This window comes from Microbacterium sp. Cr-K20 (genome assembly GCF_000708325.1).
Classification (GTDB): Bacteria; Actinomycetota; Actinomycetes; order Actinomycetales; family Microbacteriaceae; genus Microbacterium.
Genome location: NZ_JARE01000052.1, coordinates 1 through 19,435, shown reverse-complemented (window position 1 = coordinate 19,435; position 19,435 = coordinate 1). Strand labels below are relative to the sequence as shown.

At 70.0% G+C, this 19,435-nt stretch carries 14 protein-coding genes; 10 read left to right on the top strand and 4 right to left on the bottom strand.

Annotation, left to right across the window (positions count from 1 at the left end; genetic code table 11):
* Positions 1 to 43 precede the first annotated feature (43 nt).
* Positions 44 to 1,549, top strand: coding sequence for a leucyl aminopeptidase family protein (locus tag GZ67_RS0112645; protein WP_029263881.1), 1,506 nt, complete (start codon positions 44 to 46; stop codon positions 1,547 to 1,549).
* 129 nt (positions 1,550 to 1,678) lie between these two features.
* Here GZ67_RS0112645 and GZ67_RS0112640 read toward each other — a convergent pair whose 3' ends face one another.
* Positions 1,679 to 3,652: a YhgE/Pip family protein gene (locus GZ67_RS0112640; RefSeq protein WP_029263882.1), complete on the bottom strand. Its 1,974-nt coding sequence runs from the start codon at positions 3,650 to 3,652 to the stop codon at positions 1,679 to 1,681.
* Entirely contained in the window at positions 3,649 to 6,435 is a 2,787-nt protein-coding gene (locus GZ67_RS0112635; protein WP_029263883.1) for an MMPL family transporter, read from the bottom strand. The genes GZ67_RS0112640 and GZ67_RS0112635 overlap by 4 nt, the downstream gene beginning before the upstream one ends.
* A gap of 131 nt (positions 6,436 to 6,566) precedes the next feature.
* Between GZ67_RS0112635 and GZ67_RS0112630 the strand changes: the two genes are divergently transcribed.
* On the top strand, positions 6,567 to 7,190 hold the full coding sequence (locus GZ67_RS0112630) for a TetR/AcrR family transcriptional regulator (protein ID WP_029263884.1): 624 nt from the start codon (positions 6,567 to 6,569) through the stop codon (positions 7,188 to 7,190).
* On the opposite strand, the gene GZ67_RS0112625 is transcribed toward GZ67_RS0112630, so the two are convergent.
* A complete protein-coding gene (locus tag GZ67_RS0112625; protein WP_051662522.1) occupies positions 7,177 to 8,616 on the bottom strand; it encodes an MFS transporter in 1,440 nt (479 codons plus the stop codon). The genes GZ67_RS0112630 and GZ67_RS0112625 overlap by 14 nt on opposite strands.
* 78 nt (positions 8,617 to 8,694) lie before the next feature.
* On the opposite strand from GZ67_RS0112625, the gene GZ67_RS0112620 reads away from it, so the two are divergent.
* Positions 8,695 to 9,321, top strand: coding sequence for a helix-turn-helix domain-containing protein (locus GZ67_RS0112620; protein ID WP_029273905.1), 627 nt, complete (start codon positions 8,695 to 8,697; stop codon positions 9,319 to 9,321).
* 31 nt (positions 9,322 to 9,352) lie between these two features.
* Here the strand turns inward: GZ67_RS0112620 and GZ67_RS0112615 are convergent, their stop codons facing one another.
* Positions 9,353 to 10,336: an o-succinylbenzoate synthase gene (locus GZ67_RS0112615; RefSeq protein WP_029263887.1), complete on the bottom strand. Its 984-nt coding sequence runs from the start codon at positions 10,334 to 10,336 to the stop codon at positions 9,353 to 9,355.
* 242 nt (positions 10,337 to 10,578) lie between these two features.
* Between GZ67_RS0112615 and GZ67_RS0112610 the strand changes: the two genes are divergently transcribed.
* From GZ67_RS0112610 to GZ67_RS0112580, 7 genes are all read left to right on the top strand, one after another.
* A complete protein-coding gene (locus tag GZ67_RS0112610) occupies positions 10,579 to 10,911 on the top strand; it encodes a PadR family transcriptional regulator (RefSeq protein WP_029259789.1) in 333 nt (110 codons plus the stop codon).
* 1 nt (position 10,912) lies between these two features.
* Complete coding sequence (locus GZ67_RS0112605; protein WP_029263888.1) at positions 10,913 to 11,908, top strand: permease prefix domain 1-containing protein; 996 nt, start codon at positions 10,913 to 10,915, stop codon at positions 11,906 to 11,908.
* Positions 11,909 to 11,992: 84 nt separating this feature from the next.
* Positions 11,993 to 12,913 (top strand): 1,4-dihydroxy-2-naphthoyl-CoA synthase, encoded by a 921-nt coding sequence (locus GZ67_RS0112600; protein WP_029263889.1) that lies wholly within the window; start codon positions 11,993 to 11,995, stop codon positions 12,911 to 12,913.
* 13 nt (positions 12,914 to 12,926) lie between these two features.
* Positions 12,927 to 14,081: an AMP-binding protein gene (locus tag GZ67_RS0112595; RefSeq protein ID WP_029263890.1), complete on the top strand. Its 1,155-nt coding sequence runs from the start codon at positions 12,927 to 12,929 to the stop codon at positions 14,079 to 14,081.
* 27 nt (positions 14,082 to 14,108) lie between these two features.
* Entirely contained in the window at positions 14,109 to 15,185 is a 1,077-nt protein-coding gene (locus GZ67_RS20210) for an AAA family ATPase (RefSeq protein ID WP_029263891.1), read from the top strand.
* Between the two features lie 5 nt (positions 15,186 to 15,190).
* Positions 15,191 to 15,982 carry a methyltransferase domain-containing protein gene (locus GZ67_RS0112585; protein WP_029263892.1) on the top strand — a complete coding sequence of 264 codons (792 nt, stop codon included), beginning with the start codon at positions 15,191 to 15,193 and terminating at the stop codon, positions 15,980 to 15,982.
* 130 nt (positions 15,983 to 16,112) lie between these two features.
* Positions 16,113 to 19,435: Ig-like domain-containing protein (locus GZ67_RS0112580; RefSeq protein ID WP_156036633.1), on the top strand; the 3,323-nt coding region annotated here is incomplete at its 3' end.

Here is a 19,435-nt window from a genome sequence, read left to right as displayed (position 1 = left end):
GGGACGGATCTCGACGCCGCATCGCAGAACAAGGAGCAGACTCATGGACCGCAGGCCGAACAAGCTGATCCCCGCCGATCTGAAGACCACACCGGGACTGGACGCCGTCGATGCGGTCCGGATCCGGGTGGGTGAGGTCGCCGCCGATGTCGGGGCGATCGGGATCGGGGTGTACTCCGACGGAGAGGTGCCCGCAGACATCGGGTTCGATCGCGACGCACTCGAGAACGCCGGCTTCACGGCGAAGCCGGGTACCACGATGGTGCTTCCGCGCGCGGGAGAACCCGACCTCGTCGCCGTCGGTCTCGGGGCGAAGGCCGATGCCGGGGCGGGCGGCCTGCGCGACGCCGCCGCGACTCTCGCCAGGGCCGCGTCGCGGCGGGAGACGCTGGGTCTGCGGCTCGACGATCTCGCGGGAGTGGATGCCGCAGCTGCCGTGCGCGCGCTCGCCGAAGGGGCGCTGCTCGCCCGCTACCGCTACACGGTGCTGAACGGGTCGTCGAAGCACGTCCCGCTCGCGGCGTTCACGATCGACGTCCCCGGAGGGACGACCGAGCCCGTCGCCGCTGCCCTCACCGCCGTGCGTGCCGCCGTCGTCGCCCGCGACCTGGCGAACACCCCTCCCGGACATCTGACCGCGGTGAACATGGGCGAGATCGCCGTCGAGCTCGGCGCCCGCTTCGGATTCGAGGTGGAGCTCTTCGACAAGCAGGCGCTCATCGATCTCGGCTGCGGCGGGCTGCTCGGCGTGAACCAGGGCTCGGTGGAGGAGCCGCGCATGATCAAGCTGGTGTACACCCCCGACGGCGGCGGTGCCGGTCATCTCGGGCTCGTCGGTAAAGGCATCATGTACGACTCGGGAGGCATCAGCCTCAAGCCCAGCGACCCCATGCACCTGCTCATGAAGATGGACATGGGCGGCGCGGCCGCCGTGCTCGGAGCCTTCGTCGGGCTTCGCGACGCCGGGGTCACGGCCAAAGTGACGGGCTGGCTGATGTGCACCGACAACATGCCTTCGGGCACGGCGTACAAGCTCGGCGACGTGCTCACCGCCCGCGGCGGCACCACGATCGAGGTGAAGAACACCGACGCCGAGGGGCGCCTCGTGATGAGCGATGCGCTCGTGCTCGCGACCGAAGACGAGGTGGATGCCATCATCGACATCGCGACGCTGACCGGTGCCGCGCTGGTGTCGCTCGGCGCCGCGACCGCTCCGGTCTTCGGCAACGACCAGGCGACGGTCGATCTGGTGCGGACGGCATCCGCTGCGGTCGACGAGTCGGTGTGGCAGCTGCCGCTGGAGCAGAAGTACCGCAGGCAGCTCGACTCCGAGATCGCAGACATCGCGAACCTCGGCGGTCCGTTCGCAGGGGCGACGACGGCAGCGCTGTTCCTGGAGCACTTCGTCGGCGGCACTCCCTGGGCGCACCTCGACATCGCCGGCACGATGCAGACCGAGAAGGACGACTCCTGGCGGACGGCCGGTGCCACGGGATTCGGGGCGCGGCTGCTGCTGGAGACGGCGCGCACCTTCGCGCCGGCATCCTGACCTCCTCGGTCTCGCTGACGCGGCGAAAACGGAGACCGAATGCAGTCGGCCCGGCGTGTCATGATGTGACGCGCCGGGCCGGGAGCGGATGGTCTCCGTTTTGGCAGGGGTCCAGGGGGAGGGGGCGGGTCAGGCGGTGGCGAGGACCGCCTTGGCCGAGGTCGTCCGGCGCAGAGTGACTGCGAGTGTGGTCGCCACGAGCGACAGCACACCCCAGACCACCAGCGCCGCGACCGCCGAACCGCTGCCGGCGATCAGTCCGGCAAACGCCGGGGCGGTGGGCAGCGCGGCACCGATGCTGGAGAGCCAGCCCGGAACCGTCGAGATGAGTCCGGTCGCGATGGCGAGCACACCGACGAGCGCGGAGATCCAGCGCCCGACGCCGCCGAACAGGGCCACGAGCGCCTGGTTCACGGCCGCGAACGCCACGCCGGCGAGCACGGCTGTTCCCGCGAACGCCCACCACGCTGCGGCGTCGTAGCTCGCGACGATCTGCACGATCAGCGACACCAGCAGCCCCTGCCCGGCCCCGATCAGGGCGGCGGGTGCGAACGCACGCAGCGTCAGGGCGGCGGACGAGCGCCGGGACGTGAGGGTGCGGGCGGTGTGGGCGCGCATCACGATGAAGGTGGCGAGTCCGCCGAACCACAGCACGACAGCGGCCAGCAGCGGGATCGCCGTCGGTCCGAAGATCGTGTCCATCGAGGAGTTCGACGACACCGGGTCGGCGATCACCGAGGCGAGCGACTTCGAGTCGCTGTCGCTGAACGAGGGGAGGGAGTCGGATGCTGTGCGCAGCCCACCCGCGAGGTCGCCGGTCCCGGTCGCCAGGGTGTCGATCCCGGTCGCCAGCTCGGTCGTGCCGTCGGCCAGTGCGGTCGCGCCGGTGGAGAGCTGGGTCGCGCCCGTCGCGATGCCGCGCGCGCCGGTGGCGGATGCGGCGATGCCCTGGTCGGCGAGCTGGGTCAGACCCCCGGAGAGCTGGGTGGCTCCCGCGCCCGCCTGGGTCATGCTCGAGGCGATCGTGCTGAGCGAGCCGGGGAGGGCGGTGATTCCGCCGGCGACCTTCGGGCTGTTGAGCACACCGGAGGCGGTTCCAGCCGAGGTCGCGACCGCGCCCGCGTCCGTGGCGAGCGAGGTCAGGAGGTCGCACTCATCCTGGTCAGCGACCGGCGGCGTGCAGGCGGTCTGCGCCAGCCCGCCCAGCTTCTGCGCGAGAGCGGCCGATCCGCTCGCTGCACTCTTCGCCGATGTCGACGCGCCCTGAATCGCTCCGACGAGCTGCTGTGTCCCGCCGACGCTCTGCTGCAGCTGGTTGCCGCCGCCGGTCAGCCCCGAACCGATCTGCGCAGCACCCGCCGCAGCCTCCCGCGTCTTCCCGGCGATCGTGTCGAGGCCCGTGGCGAGCGACGACGCACCCGTCCCGAGCTCGCCCGCGCCCGAGGCCAGCTTCGTGGCACCGTCGGGGATGGCTGCCGCTCCGGTCGCGGCGTCCCGCGCACCGTTCGCGAGCTTCAGCGCCCCGTCGGCGGCTTCGCCGATCTGGTCGCCGATGGTGGTGAAGCCGACCAGGATGTTCTCGGTCGTCGCCTCGGACAGCATGGTGCCCATCGTCGAGGCCGCGACATCGGCGATCTGGCCGGTGATGAGGTCGTCGGCGACGAGGCCGTCGTCGGGAGTGGTCACGGTGATGGTGGCCTGCTCGGCCTCACCGCCGCCGTCCGAGATCGCCTGACCGGCCGAGGTGGCCGCCGCGGAGAACTCTTCGGGGATCGTGATGACCGCCTGGTACGAACCGTCGGCGAGACCGTCGGCCGCATCGTCTTCGTTCGAGATCACCCACGTGAGGTTGGAGTCGAGGTCGTCCGAACCCTCGACGAGACCTGCGGCCAGCTGGCGTCCGAGCGGGGTGACCTGGTCGTCGATGGTCACCGGCTCGTCGAGGTTCACGATGGCCGCGGTCATCGAGTCCAGACGCTCGGTCGGGTTCTGCAGGGCCGCGACCAGGATGCCGCCGACCGCCGCCGGCAGCAGCAGCACGCCGAGGATGGTCAGCCACGTGATGGGCTTGCGGGAGCGCGCACGCTCGATGGGGAGGGTCATGCGGTCACCTCGGTGGATTCTGCGGCGCTCCGGCGAGGAGCGCGCGTGTCGAGAGTCTGTGCGTCGGGCCAACCGGCCTCCGCGAGAGTGGTCTGTGCCGCGTCGGCATCGGACGCGGTGGCGAACACCGCGAGCGTGCGGGAGGCCGCGGCATCGCGCAGCATCGCGGCCGCCTGGTCGCGCTGGCCGCCGGTCAGGCGATCGATCCCGTCGATCACGACGATCTGCGACTTTCCGCGCAGTGCCTCGGCGAGGTCCGCGAGGGCAGCGTCGGCGTCGTCGACCAGCACGCAGCCGACGTGTGCGCGCACCCAGGCGCCGCGTCCGGGCAGCAGATGGCCCGCGACGCGGAGCCGTCCGTCGGTAGGTGTCACCCGGCCCGCGATCGTGAGCGCCAGCGCCCGTCGTGCCCGCACGTCGCCACCGGTCGCGATGAGTGCTCCGCCTTCCGGGATGCGCAGCGAGAGGTTCTCGACGATCGGCGCATCGGCGCTGATGTCGAGATCATCCGCGGCGACGATCGAGCCATCTCCCGGCCATTCGGCCAGGTGGCGCTCGCGTTCCACGGCCTCGCCCTCGACGTCGACGCGCGGGAGGATCTTCTCCAGCCACGCGGGCAGCTCCCAAGCGCGCTCGCCGAGGATCGCCATGAGGGCGGGGATCAGTGTCATCCGCACCAGGAAGGCGTCGATCGCGATGCCGGCCGCGAGGCCCAGGGCGATGGGTTTCAGCGACGAGTCGCCCTCGGGGACGAACGCCACGAAGACCGCGAACATGATGAGTCCTGCGGCCGTGACGACCTTGGCCGAGCCCGTGAAGCCGCTGCGGACGGTGCGCAGCGCGGCAGCGCGTCGCGTCGCCCGATCGGGGCTCTTCGAGTCGGGGTCGTGCACGAAGTCCTCGCGCATCCGCGAGACGAGGAACACCTGATAGTCCATCGCGAGCCCGAACAGCACGCCCATCAGGATGATCGGCATGAAGCTGATGATCGGACCGACCTTGGCGACGTGCAGCAGATCGGCGAACCAGCCCCACTCGAACACGGCGCCGACCACGCCGAACGCGGCGACGATCGAGAGCAGGTAGCCGGCGGCCGCGGTGATCGGCACCCACAGCGAGCGGAAGACGATGGTGAGCAGGATGAGCGAGAGCCCGATCACGAAGATGCCGAACGGCAGCAGCGCATTGCCCAGCTGGTCGGAGATGTCGATGCCGACGGCGGTGAAGCCGGTGACCTTGAGGTCGATCCCGAACTCATCGAGCCACTCGTCGTGATGGCTCCGCAGCTCGCGCACGAGGTCGGCGGTCGCCGGGTCGTCCGGGGCGGTCTCCGGGACGATCTGCACGATCCCGGTGTCGGCCGTCTCGTTCGGCGTCGCGAGGGCGACCTCCTTGACGCCGGGAACCTCGGCGACGGCATCCCCGAGGTCTTCCATCAGCGTGAGCGGGTCGGTGGAGGTGACGATGGTGCCGGTGAGGATCATCGGCCCGTTGAACCCCGGCCCGAACTCGTCGGCGACCAGGTCGTAGGTCTGACGCGCCTCCGAGTCCTTCGGCAGCACGCCCGCGTTCGGAAGTGCGAGGTTGAGGCTGAGTGCGGGGATGGCCACGATGCCGAGGCCGATCACGACGGCGAGCGAGACGAGGATCGGGCGCTTGGTGACGCCGTTCACCCACCGCGCGCTGCCCTTCGCGCGCACCGGAGCGGCGGGCGCATCGTCGCTGTCTGCGTTCTTCTTCGCCTTCGGCGCGCGCCTCGGGCGACCCACCACCTTGCCCTTCATGAAGCCGAGGAATGCCGGGGTCAGCGTGACCGCGATCGCGACCGCGACGGCGACCGAGACGGAGGCCGCGATGCCCATGGTCGTCAGGAACGGGATGCCGGCGAAGCCGAGGCCGATCAGTGCGATGAGCACCGTGACGCCGGCGAACACGACCGCGGATCCGGCCGTTCCGACGGCACGCGAGGCGGACTCTTCGGGATCGACGCCCTCGCGGACCTGATCCTGATGTCGCGCCATGATGAACAGCGCGTAGTCGATGCCGACCGCGAGCCCGAGCATGAGTGCGAGCAGCGGGGTGGTGGACGACACGGTCGCGAAGGCCGTCGCGGTGAAGATGCCCGCCATCGAGATGCCGACGCCGAGGATCGCCGTGAGCAGCGGCAGCCCGGCCACCACGAAGGAGCGGAAGGTCACGATCAACACGAGCAACGCGATCAGGAGGCCGACCGCCTCAGTGAGCGTGACACCGGGGATCGAGATCGCGAAGAGGTCGCCGCCCAGCGAGGTCTGCGCACCATCGGGGAGCTCGGCGTCGAGGTCGCTCACGACTGAGCGCAGGGCGTCCTTCGTCTCGTCCGAGACATCGGTGGACTCGCCGTCGAACTGCACGCGCACGATGGCGGCGGTGTCGTCGTCGTTGATCATGCCCTCGACCATCTCGTCGTAGGGCGAGGTGGCGGCGAGCACACCGTCGAGGTCGCCGAGTTCATCGACGGCATCCTCGATGTGGTCGCGGTAGTCGTCGGCGGTGATCTCGTCGCCGTCGGCTGCCACGACGATGAACTGCGCGTTCGTGCCGCTCACCTGCGGGAACGACCGCGAGAGCTGCTCGAGGCCGGCCTGCGATTCAGTGCCGGGGATCGAGAACGTGTTGTCGGTGCCCGCTCCCAGCACGAGTGCTCCGGCTCCGGCGATGCCGAGCGCGAGCAGCCAGGACACGAGGACTCGCCAGGGGTGCCGGAAGGACCAGCGGCCGAGCGAGGACAGGAGTGTGGACACGCGTTCCTCCGAGGGGTACTGATTGGATACACAGGTGTATCCGATACATACATGTATCGTAAATTGACCGGCACGTCGGAATCTGTGTGCCGGGTGTGAATCGTGCGAGAGTGAAGGGTCAGGAGGTTTCGATGTCGACACCCGCAACCCGCAGCCGTGAGAACACGCGTGCCCGTCTGCTCGAGGCCGCCGCGCAGGTCTTCGCCGAGGTCGGTCTCGACGGCGCCTCTGTCGAGGCCGTGTGCGAGCGAGCCGGATTCACCCGCGGTGCGTTCTACTCCAACTTCGAATCCAAGGACGAGCTGTTCCTGATGCTCGCCGCGAGCGTCTCCGACGTGCGCGTGAGGGGAGTGCGCACCCGCGTCGAGGAACTGACGGCGGAGGGTGCCCTGGTGGAAGGGTGCGATCCGATCGAGCTCGTGCAGCAGATCATGGAGCTCGGCGGCGATGACCGCCTCGGCGTGATGCTGCTGAGCGAGATCCGCATCCGGGCTCTGCGCGACGCGAAGTTCGGCGAGGCGTACCTCGCGCAGGAGAGCGAGATGGTCGCGAGCATCGCGCAGATCATTGACGACATCGTCTCGGTGAGTGCGCTGAAGCTGCGCCTGCCGGCCGAGACCGCGGCACGCATGCTCATGATCCTCTGGGAGGGCATGACCGTGCGCGGGGCGATGGCCGGCCAGGACGACGCGCAGCTGCGCCAGGCGGGCAGCGAGCAGCTCGGCCGTCTCGTGCAGCTGATCATCGAGTCGTAGCGCGCGTCGCCGGAGCATCGGTCGCGGAATCGCTCGATCGTGCGCGGTTCGGCGCGAGCGACAGCAGGGCGCCGGCTGCCAGGAGCGCGGCCGTCACGAGGAACGTCGTCCGCAACGCAGAGGTCAGCGCGTCCGGGGAGGCGGCTGCGATCTCGCCGGAACCGGATGCTGCCGCGAAAAGCGCGGCGAGCACGGAGGCACCGGTGACGAGACCGAGATTGCGGGAGAGTCCCAGGAGGCCCGAGGCCGCACCGCGACGGTCGGCGGGGGTCGAGTTCAGAACGCCGGTGTTGTTGGCGGCGAGGAACAGCTGGTAGCCGGGAGCGAGCAGCACGGTGCCCGTGACGTAGCCCGGCAGCCCGCACCAGGCCGGCAGCAGCGCGAGCGCGAGTGCCCCGAGGAGCATGCCGCCGAGTCCGACCGACGTCATGCGGTGCGTGCCGAACCGGTCGACCGCGCGTCCGGCCAGCATGCCGGTGCAGATCGAAGCGAGTGGACCGGCCGCCATGACGGCGCCGATCGCCGCCGGCGGCAGGTGCAGAGCGCCCGCGAGGAAGAAGGGGCCGACCACGAGGGTGCTCATCATGACGGTGCCCACGATGAGGTTGAGGATCGCGCCGAGCGAGACGCGGCGGTTCCTGAGCAGGGTCGGCGGCAGCAACGGGTGTTTCGCGCGACGCTCGCGCATCACGAACAGTCCGGTGGCGACGACCGCTCCGCCGAGGAGGGGCAACGTCGGCCACGAGGCCTGATCGCCCGGTGCGGTGACGCCGAGCGTGTAGAGGGCGACCGCCACGGTCAGCAGGACCATGCCCGGAAGGTCGAAGCCGCGTCGGGGGCTGACTGCCTGCCGTGCTTCCGCTCCGGTCACCGCCGCCAGGGCTGCGGCGAGGAGTCCGAGCGGCACCATGGCGGCGAAGATCGCCGACCAACCCGCCACCGTGATGAGGAGCCCGGCGAGCACCGGACCGGAGGCGGTCCCCACCGCGGCCGTGGTGCCGAGCAGGCCCATGACGCGGCCGAGACGATCCGACGGCACCAGGTCGCGGGCGCGCGCCAGGGGGAGTGCCATCATGACGGCGGCACCGATGCCCTGCAGTGCGCGGGCGGCGATCAGCATCCACAGCGACGGCGCGATCGCACTCAGTGCCGCCGCGATCGTGAAGACACCCATGCCGAGCAGCAGCACCCGACGGCGCCCGATCAGATCGCCCAGGTGCCCCACCGTGAGGCTCGTCGCCGTCATCGTGAGCAGGTACGCGAGGGCCACCCACTGCGCCTGCGCGAAGGTGCCGTCGAGTTCGACGGCGATCGTGGGGAGCGCGACATTCGCGGCGCTCGTCCCCAGCGATGCGACCAGGACGCTGAGGGCGAGCCCGGCCGTGCCCGCGCGAAGGAGGGGTGTAGGGGTGGAAGTCTCCGTCATACCGTCAGCATCGATCGCGGAACGTCCCGCCAGCAACTAGTGTTGCCGAAACCGGGACTCCTGTGGTCCTATGAAGCCATGGAAGAACAGGAATCGGTGCTCGACGCGACACTGGAACAGATCGGCCCCCGTCTCCAGTCGCTGCGCGCTCGCCGAGGGCTGACGCTCGCCGAGGTCGCCACGGCCACCGGGATCTCGAAGAGCACGCTCTCCCGCCTGGAGACCGGTCAGCGGCGGCCGAGCCTGGAGCTGCTGCTGCCCCTCGCGCGGATGTATCGGGTCTCCCTCGACGACCTCGTCGGTGCTCCCGAGACCGGAGATCCGCGCGTACGACTACGCCCGCGACGCGTCAACGGTCGGACCGTGGTGGCGCTCACTCGCCAGCCGGGGGAGAGGCATGCGTGGAAGATCATCGTGCCGCGGGAGGCGTCGGAGCCGAAGGTCACCGCGCACGAAGGTTCATCCTGGATGTACGTGCTCACCGGCCGCATCCGGCTCATCGTCGGCGAGCGCGACGTGATGCTCGACGCGGGAGAGGTCGCGGAGTTCGACACGCGCACCCCGCACTGGTTCGGCGCCGACGGCGAGCAGGATGCGGAGATACTGACCATCTTCGGCGCGGACGGCGACCATGGCCCACGGGGCGCTGACCTTGCGACGCGTCACCTCGCCGAGATGCTCGGCGAGCAGGTGGAGACGCACTGACCACCGGTGGGGTGTCGCGCGCAGTATCGGTTCAGTTCGCGGTGGACGTCAGCTCGTAGTGGCAGCGGGCGAGCCGGGCGAGCCACCATTCGCGACGCTCGTCTGATGCTGCGAGGCGGGGGAGTGCCTCGGAGTCGGGCGTCACGCGGCCTACCGGGATCGAGCCGTCGACCGGACGCAGGTCGGCCACGTCGTCGAGGAAGAGTGAGGCGGTGCCGAGTCCGCAGTCGTAGTCCAATGTCGGGAGGGCTGCGGCCAGTGCGGCGCCCTGCGACAGGCCGATCGCCGTGTCGAGTGCGCTCGAGACGACGACCGGGAGCCCCGCTGCCGTGACGATCTGCAGCGCGTGCGTGATGCCGCCGAGCGGCTGGGCCTTGATGACGAGCAGATCGGCCGCACCGGCGCGGGCGACGGCGAGCGGGTCGGAGGACTTGCGCACGCTCTCGTCGGCGGCGACCGGGATGCCCATGTACTTGACCCGCTTGCGCAGATCAGCCAGCTCCGGCACGGTCGCGCAGGGCTGCTCCACGTACTCCAGGTCGTACTCGCCCAGGGCGTGGACGGCGTGTTCGGCCTCGTCGACGTTCCAGGCGCCGTTCGCATCCACCCGGATGCGTCCCTCCGGCCCCATCGCCTCACGCACGGCGCGGATCCGCGCCACGTCATCGGCGAGGCTCTGACCAGGCTCGGCGACCTTGACCTTGGCGGTGCGGCATCCGGGGAACCGGTCCAGCACGTCGGCGACGCGGGCGGCTTCCACCGCGGGGATTGTCGCGTTCACACCGATCCGGTCACGCAGTGGCGCCGGCTGCTCGCGCCACGCGAAGTCGATCGCCGCAGCGAGCCAGGTCGAGGCCTCGGCATCCTCGTACTCGGTGAACGGCGAGAACTCCGCCCATCCCTCCGGCCCCTCGAAGAGGAGGGCCTCCCGTACCTCGACGCCGCGGAAGCGGCTGTGCATCGGGAGGGCGACGACCCTGGCCGAGTCGATCAGGTCTGCGAGCGGCGGGATCATGTGCCCATTCTGCTCCGTGGAAGCCCCCGGCGCCGCTCGTCCCCCGGGTGAGTCTCCCCGCCCCCCCCGCCCCGCCCCTCTCCCGAGCGCACGGCTTGTTGCCGAGCGCACGGCTTGTAGACGCCACGAAGCCGTGCGCTCGACGAGAAGCCGTGCGCTCGGCGATCCCGAGGGGGAGGGGGGTAGGTCAGGCATAAATGTGTGATTGACAATGGTGTGTGACGCACAGTAATGTGATCGACATGAACGAGACGCTCGACACGCACCTGCAGGAACTGCGGCGCGGCACCGTGGTGCTCGCCTGTCTGCAGCTGCTGCGCACGCCGGGTTACGGATACTCGTTGCTCGAGCAGCTCGAGCAACGAGGCTTCGCGACCGATGCGAACACGCTGTACCCGCTGCTCCGTCGACTCGAGAAGCAGGAGTACCTCACGAGCGAGTGGAACACCGACGAGGCCCGGCCCCGCAAGTTCTACCGCACCTCGGATGCCGGCATCCGCCTCGCCGACACCCTCACCGACGAATGGCGGTCGCTCACCACGGCGATCGCCTCCCTCACCGCAGAGGAGAACTGACATGACCACCACAGCCACACTCACCGAGCGCTACATCAGCGCGACGATCCGCAGCCTCCGGCCCGAGGCACAGGACGACGTCCGCGCCGAGCTCGAAGCATCCATCGCCGACGCGATCGAGGCGAGGCTCGAGCAGGGCGAGGCGCCGGAAGACGCCGAGCGCGCCGTCCTCACCGAGCTCGGTGACCCCGGAGTCCTGGCCGCCGGGTACGCGGATCGCCCGTTGTACCTCATCGGCCCGCGCTTCTACCTGACCTGGTGGCGGCTGCTCAAGCTGCTGCTGATGATCGTCCCGGTCTGCGTCCTCGGCGGCGTGGCACTGGGGCAGACCATCTCCGGTGCCCCCGTGGGCGAGATCATCTCGACGTCGATCGTGGCGACCGGCGGGGCAATCCTCCACATCTGCTTCTGGACCACGCTCGTCTTCGTGATCCTCGAGCGCTCGAACAGCACGACGGCGATCGAGAAGTGGGATCTCGACCAGCTGCCGGAACCGACCGAGAAGGGAGTGGGGCGCAGCGAGCTGATCGCGTCGCTCGTCTTCCTCGGCATCGCGATCGGTGCTCTCCTCTGGGATCGCTACCGCGGCTTCGTCCACGTCGACGGCGAGACCTTGCCGATCCTGAACCCGCAGCTGTGGCCGTGGGGGATCGGCGTCCTGTTCCTGCTCATCGTCGCGGAGGCCGTGTTCGCGGTCGTGCTCTACCGCAGGGGCCGCTGGACCACGGGGCTGGCCGTGACGAACACGATCCTCGCCCTGGCGTTCCTCGCCTGGGTGCTCGTCCCGCTGCTGACCGGAGACCTGGTGAATCCGGAGTTCCTCGCGCAGATCACCGCGGCCGGCGGGGAGGGCTTCGCGGCCGGACAGGCGGAATCGGCCGACGAGGGCGGGGTGTTCCGCATCCTCGCCGTGCTGCTGGGATTCGGTATCGCGCTCGGCGTCGGCTGGGACATCGTCGACGGCTGGATCAAGACGGTCCGCGCTCGTCGTCGCTGACCACGCGCGATCGAGGAAGCGCCGTCCTGGTCGGGGCGGCGCTTCCTCCGTTGCCGGGGGCAGGCGAGGAATAGGGTGGATGCCGTGACCAGCGCATTTGTCTCCGACCTGTTCGATCCGGCTGAATGGGTGCTCGCGCCCGGCGCCGAGGACTACACCGACATCACCGCCCACGTGTCGCACGACGGCGGGGTCGCGCGCATCGCCTTCAACCGTCCGGAGGTGCGCAACGCCTTCCGCCCGCACACCGTCGACGAGCTCTACCGTGCGCTCGACATCGCCCGGCAGGATGCGCACATCGGAGCGGTGCTGCTGACCGGAAACGGCCCGAGCCCGAAGGACGGCGGCTGGGCGTTCTGCTCGGGTGGGGACCAGCGCATCCGCGGTCGCGACGGCTACAAGTACTCCGATGCGGAGACGGCGATCGTCGACGGTGCGAGCCGCGCGGCTGTCGGCCGCCTGCACATCCTCGAGGTGCAGCGGCTCATCCGCTTCATGCCCAAGGTCGTCATCGCGGTTGTGCCCGGGTGGGCTGCCGGCGGCGGGCACTCGCTGCACGTGGTGTGCGACCTCACGATCGCTTCGGCCGAAGAAGCCCGGTTCAAGCAGACGGATGCCGACGTGGGCAGCTTCGACGCCGGGTACGGTTCGGCGTACATGGCACGGCAGACCGGACAGAAGTTCGCCCGCGAGGTGTTCTTCCTGGCCGAGGAGTACTCCGCACAGCGTGCCTACGAGGCCGGCGCCGTGAACCGCGTGGTGCCGCACGCCGATCTCGAGCGCGAGGCCCTGAAGATGGCGCGCACCGTGCTCACGAAGTCGCCCACCGCGATCCGCATGCTGAAGTTCGCCTTCAACGCGGTCGACGACGGTCTGGTCGGACAGCAGGTCTTCGCCGGCGAGGCGACCCGTCTGGCCTACGGAACCGACGAGGCCGTCGAAGGTCGCGACTCCTTCCTCGAGAAGCGCGACGCCGACTGGTCGTCGTTCCCCTGGCACTACTGAGCCGGAGACCCGCATGACCGCCCTGACCCCCACGGACGCCGAAGATCCGGATCTGCTGCGGGAGGCCTTGCAGCGCGCGCTCGAGGGCGGACCTGCGCTGGGGCTCGGCATGGTGGCCGGTGCGCCCGAGAACGTGGCGGACGGCATCGCGGCGGTGATCGCGACCTCGGGGTCGAGCGGGATACCGAAGCGGGTCGCGCTGAGCGGTGAGGCGCTGCGCGCGAGCGCCGAGGCGACGGCGGCGAGGATCGGGAGCGGCCGCTGGCTGCTTGCTCTGCCGGCCGGCTACGTGGCAGGGCTCCAGGTGATGGTGCGCTCTATCGTCGCGGGGACCCGGCCGGCCGTGCTCGACGGCCGGTTCTCGCCTGCGTCCTTCGCCGATGCGACACTGGCGATGATGCGTCCGTCGTCGGGGGCGGGGATTCCCGACCTCTACACCTCGCTCGTCCCCGCACAGATCGCGACGCTGCTCGACGCCGCTGGCGACACGGCCGTGCGTGCCGCGCTCACGGCGTACCGGGCGATCCTGGTGGGCGGACAGTCGCTGCCGGAGCCGCTTCGCGAGCGCGCGGCCGACCTGGGTGTACGGGTGGTCCGAACCTACGGCTCCACCGAGACCAGTGGGGGCTGTGTCTACGACGGCGTGCCGCTCGACACGGTCGGCGTGCGCACGGTCGAGGGGGAGTTGCGCATCGCGGGGCCCATGCTCGCCGAGGGCTATCTCGGTGACGCCTCGTTGAGCGCACGCACCTTTGTCCGGGACGAGCACGGCATCCGCTGGTATCGCACGGGCGATCTCGGTCTGATCGAAGACGGCGTGGTGCGCGTGCACGGCCGAGCCGACAACGTGATCGTGTCGGGCGGCATCAACATCTCCCTCGATCGGGTGGAGCGGATCGTCCGGCGGGTCCCGGGATTGCACGAGGCCGTCGTGGTCGGCGTGGAGGACGAGCACTGGGGCGAGGCATCCGTGATCGTCGCCGCGCGTGGTGAGGTACTGAGGCGGAGCGAGTCTGAGCAACTCACTCAGGCCCGTGACGCTGTCGCGGAAGAACTCGGCAAGCACGCGCGTCCCTCCCGCCTGATCCTGGTCGACGAGATGGATGTCCTGGCGTCGGGCAAGCCCGATCGCGAGGCCATCCGGCGGGCCGTCGCCGACCTGCACTGAGTGCGATCCACTGCCAGACTGAGTCGCATGGATGTGCTGCGGCTGGCCGGAGCGCCGGGTGTGGGAAAGAGCACCGTCGCGTGGGCTGTCGCCGAGCGTCTCGCATCCGACGGAGTGCCGACCGGCTACCTCGATATCGATCAGCTCGGCATGTGCTACCCCGCTCCGCCCGATGACCGCGACCGCTGGGTGCTGAAGGAGACGGCGCTCGCCCGGCTCGCCGTGCGGTTCCGCGACGCGGGCGTCGAGCGCCTCGTCGTATCCGGAGTCGCCGATCCATCTCAACCGCCCCCGGTGAACGGGCATCCGACGCTCTCCCTGTGGCTGGATGCGGACGAGGAGACGAGACGGAGACGATTGGCTCCCCGGCGGTGGGAACGCGAACAGGTGGATGCCGCGCTCGCGGCCGGCACCGAGGAGGCGAGCGCCGCACACTCCGCCTGGGAACGTCTGGACACCGAGCGGTCGACCATCGAGGAGTCGGTGCAGGCAGTGATCGCGCGGCCGGCAGTCGGGGCGGAGGTGGCATCCGACGTCGTATTCTTCGAAGCGCATGCGACCGGTCGAGTCATCTGGATCACCGGTCCGAGGTGCGCCGGTGCCTCACATGTCGGCTGGGAGCTGGCTCGCACGGAATGGGCTGGGGGCGAGCGCACGGGGTTCCTCGATGGCGCCCAACTGAGCTTCGTGTGGAATGCCGATCCTGTGGACGGAGCAGCGGCCGCAGCGGTGCTGCAGGCGGTGTTCGCTGAGGTGGGGGCGAAGACCGTGATCGCGGTCGCGCCGTTCGAGATCTCGCCGAAAGACGTGCGCGCTGCTTTCCCGCGAGCGGACGTCCGGTTCTTCCGACTCGATGCCGACGATCGCACGCGCCGCGGCCACGCCGTCCGGAGAGCGGAAGGAGCGGACGGCGCGGTGCTCGCTGGTGACGACCTGATCGGGGCGGATGCCGAGGCGATCGAAAGGATCGTCGCGGTCGGGGCGCGTCAGCGCGCGTCGCCGTTGCGCATCGGTGAGGTCCTCGTCGACCTGCCGACGTCCGCGGTGACGTCGGTGGTCGACAGAGTGCGGGAATTGGCCGGTCTGGCCGCTCTGCCAGACTGAAACGCATGGCCTCGTACACGCACGGACACCACGAATCAGTTCTCCGCTCGCACAACGTGCGCGACATCGCGAACTCCGCCGCCTACCTCCGTCCGCACCTCACGGACACGACCCGGCTCCTCGATGTCGGGGCCGGCCCCGGCACGATCACCGTCGACTTCGCCGGGGCCGTCGCGCATGTCACCGCGACCGAGATCGACGACAACGCGCTGTCGCTGTCGCGTGGCCTCGCCGAGGAACGCGGCCTGACCAACCTCGACTTCTCGGTCGAGGACGTGCACGCGCTGAGCTTCCCTGATGACTCGTTCGACGTGGTGCACGCGCACCAGGTTCTGCAGCACGTCGGCGACCCGGTGCAGGCGCTTCGCGAGATGCGTCGGGTGACCGTCCCCGGCGGACTCGTCGCAGCCCGCGATGCCGACTACTCGGGCTTCATCTGGTTCCCCGTCCTGCCCGAGCTCGACAGGTGGTTGGCGCTGTACCAGGCGGCGGCGCGTGCGAACGGCGGCGAGCCGGATGCCGGGCGCCGGTTGCTGGCGTGGGCGCGGGCCGCGGGTTTCGATGACGTGACCGCGACGGCATCCACCTGGTGTTACGCATCGCCGGCGGAGCGCGCCTGGTGGGGTGGGATGTGGGCGGACCGCATCCTCGAGTCGGCACTCGCGCGGCAGCTCGTGGACAGTGGCATGGCCACTCCGGCGGACCTGCAGGAGATCAGCGATGCGTGGAAGCGCTGGGCCGACGACGGCGACGGCTGGTACCTCGTGCCGCACGGCGAGATCCTCGCCCGCGTCTGACCCCGCGCCCGCGTTTAGCGCGGCGCATTATATCGGTATTTTCGCGGTAACCCTATGTTTCCGCTGAGTGTCGTAATACTCTTCGATCGTTACGTGTGCCCCAGCGCGGAACAGTCGAGGGGAAAGAGCAATGAAGCGGATCACTCGCGGGACAGGTGCGGTTCGCCGGGCTGCCGTGGCCACTGCGGCCCCTCGTGCCGCGGCCCCACGAAAGACGGCTGCGACTCTGGCGCTGCTTCTCGGCGTGGCGTCGGCGTTGACCGCGGGCTTCGGCGGGTCGGAATCCGCTTCGGCAGCGGAGGTCGCGTGTGTCCCGACGGGCGCGTACGTGCATTGCGTCGACTTCACCTACACCGGCGGCGACCAGACCTTCACCGTCCCCACAGGCGTCACGCAGGTGAGCGCCACGCTCACGGGTGCCGGCGGCGGGGGCCAGTGGGCGGGCGCGGGTCAGGGCACGCAGGGCGGCGGTGCGGGCGGGCAGGCGGTCGGTGTGCTGCCGGTCACGCCGGGAACGTCTTTCACTGTCACCGTCGGCCAGGGCGGTGCGCCGTTGCAGGGGGCTCCGACTTACGGCGGCGGTGCCGTCGGTGGCGGCGCGGCCACCGGAAACGTGCGTCCTGGGGGAGCCGGTGGAGGCATGAGCGCGATCTGGCAAGGCGGGTACGGCGTCACTCCCTTGCTCATCGCCGGCGGTGGAGGTGGTGCACCCGGAGGAAGCAGTGCGGCCGGTTCCGCCGGAGGCGCCGGAGGAGGCACCGCGGGAGCCCCGGCGCCCGCAGAAGGGCTAGCCGAAACAGGACGCGGCGGTAGCCAGACTGCGGGCGGAGCAGCGGGGACGGGTGCGTGTACGGCTGGTGCTCCGGCGGCGGGGACGCAATATGCGGGAGGTGTCGGTGGGGGCGCTTCGAATTTGAGCATCGACGGCGGCGGTGGCGGCGGTGGCGGCTACTACGGGGGCGGTGGCGGTCGGTGTCTGGCTCTGCTGGGTATCGGCGACGGCGGAGGCGGCGGCGGGTCAGGCTTTGCGGCTCCTGGTGTGGTCGGCGCGGCGCTCACACTGGGTGGAGGAGCAGCCGGCGGCGGAGCTGCAGCGAGCGGCGGAAATGGGACCGTGCGACTCCAGTGGGGTGCGGCAGCCGTCGTGACCGGCCCTGCCGATGGAGCGACAGTTCCGCCTCGGCCGGCATTCTCCGGCACGGGAACACCGGGCGATGCCGTCGAGATGCGCGACGACTCGGGAGCCGTGCTCTGCACAGCGACGGTTACCGCGGCGGGGACGTGGAGCTGCACCTCGACATCGGATCTCGCCGTGGGTGCCAACATCGTGCAGCCGTACACCGTGGTCAACGGCCAGGCGTTCGCCGGTAATCCGATCACCGTGACCGTCCCCTCACCGTCGACGCCGGTGATCACGGGACCCGCGAACGGTGACGTGGTAGCGGATTCCACGCCGACCTTCACGGGCACCGGAGACGATGGCGACACGATCACGGTCCGCGATGGCGGTGGCGCCGTGCTCTGCACGACGACCGTGGTGGACGGCGCATGGTCGTGCACGCCCACGACGGCGCTACCCGAAGGTTCAGCCACGGCGACGCCGACGGCGACGAACATCGATGGCACGAGCACGACCGGTGCGCCCGTCGCGTTCACGGTGGATACGGTGGCCCCTTCGGCGCCGGTGATCACTGGTCCAGCGGATGGTGCGGTGCTCACGGATGCCACGCCGACATTCACCGGCACGGGTGATGATGGCGACACGATCACCGTGACGGATGACGACGGCACCGTGCTCTGCACCGCCACTGTGGTCGACGGTGCCTGGTCGTGCACCCCGACCGATCCGTTGCCGGAGGGCGGGAGCACGATCACGCCGACTGCGACGGATGCGGCGGGGAACTCCACCCCGGGGGAACCGATCGAGGTGACGGTGGACACGGTCGCCCCGTCGGCGCCGGACATCACGGGCCCGGCGGATGGCGATGTGGTGGACACGGCGACGCCGACGTTCACCGGTACAGGCGATGACGGTGACACGATCACCGTGACGGACGGTGACGGCACCGTGCTCTGCACGACGACTGTGGTCGATGGGGAGTGGTCCTGCACGCCGACCGATCCGCTGCCGGAAGGCACGAATACGGTCACCCCGACCGCGACCGACCCTGCGGGGAACTCGACGGCGGGTGCTCCGATCGACGTGACGGTGGATACGGTGGCGCCATCCGCGCCGGTGATCACTGGCCCCGCCGATGGCGATGTGGTGACGGACGCGACGCCGACATTCACCGGCACTGGGGATGACGGCGACACGATCACCGTCACCGATGGTGATGGAAACGTGCTGTGCACGACGACCGTGGCGGCTGGCGCCTGGTCCTGCACGCCCACGGATCCGCTGCCGGAGGGCACCAGCACGATTACGCCGACCGCGACGGACCCGGCCGGAAACTCGACGGCGGGTACCCCGATCGATCTGACCGTGGACACGGTCGCCCCGTCGGCCCCGGTGATCACGGGCCCCGTGGATGGCGATGTCGTAGCGGATGCGACGCCGACGTTCACCGGTACCGGGGATGATGGTGACACGATCACCGTGACCGATGGTGACGGCACGGTGCTGTGCACGACGACGGTGGTCGACGGCGCGTGGTCGTGCACGCCGACTGATCCGCTGCCGGAAGGGACCAACACGGTCACGCCGACGGCGACGGACCCGGCCGGCAACGCTACCGCGGGCGACCCGATCGAGTTCACGGTCGACACGGTGGCTCCGTCGGCTCCAGCGATCACGGGGCCGGCTGATGGTGCGGTGGTGACGGATGCGACTCCGACGTTCACCGGAACGGGTGATGACGGCGACACGATCACGGTGACGGACGGTGACGGCACCGTGCTCTGCACGACGACCGTGGTCGACGGCGCGTGGTCCTGCACGCCGACCGATCCGTTGCCGGAAGACGTGAACACGATCACGCCGACAGCGACCGACCCGGCAGGGAACACGACGGACGGTACTCCGATCGAGCTGACCGTGGACACGGAAGCTCCGTCTGCCCCGGTGATCACCGGGCCGGCGGAGGGTGATGTGGTGGATACGGCGACGCCCACCTTCACGGGTACGGGTGATGACGGTGACACGATCACCGTGACCGATGACGACGGCACGGTGCTGTGCACGACGACCGTGGTCGACGGCGAATGGTCGTGCACGCCGACCGATCCGCTGCCGGAGGGGACGAACACGATCACGCCGACCGCGACGGATCCGGCCGGGAACACGACGGAGGGCGATCCTGTCGAGTTCACCGTCGACACCGTTGCGCCTGCGGCCCCGGTGATCACGGGCCCGGCTGACGGCGCTGTGGTGACGGATGCGACGCCGACGTTCACCGGAACCGGTGACGATGGCGACACGATCACCGTGACCGATGGTGACGGCACGGTGCT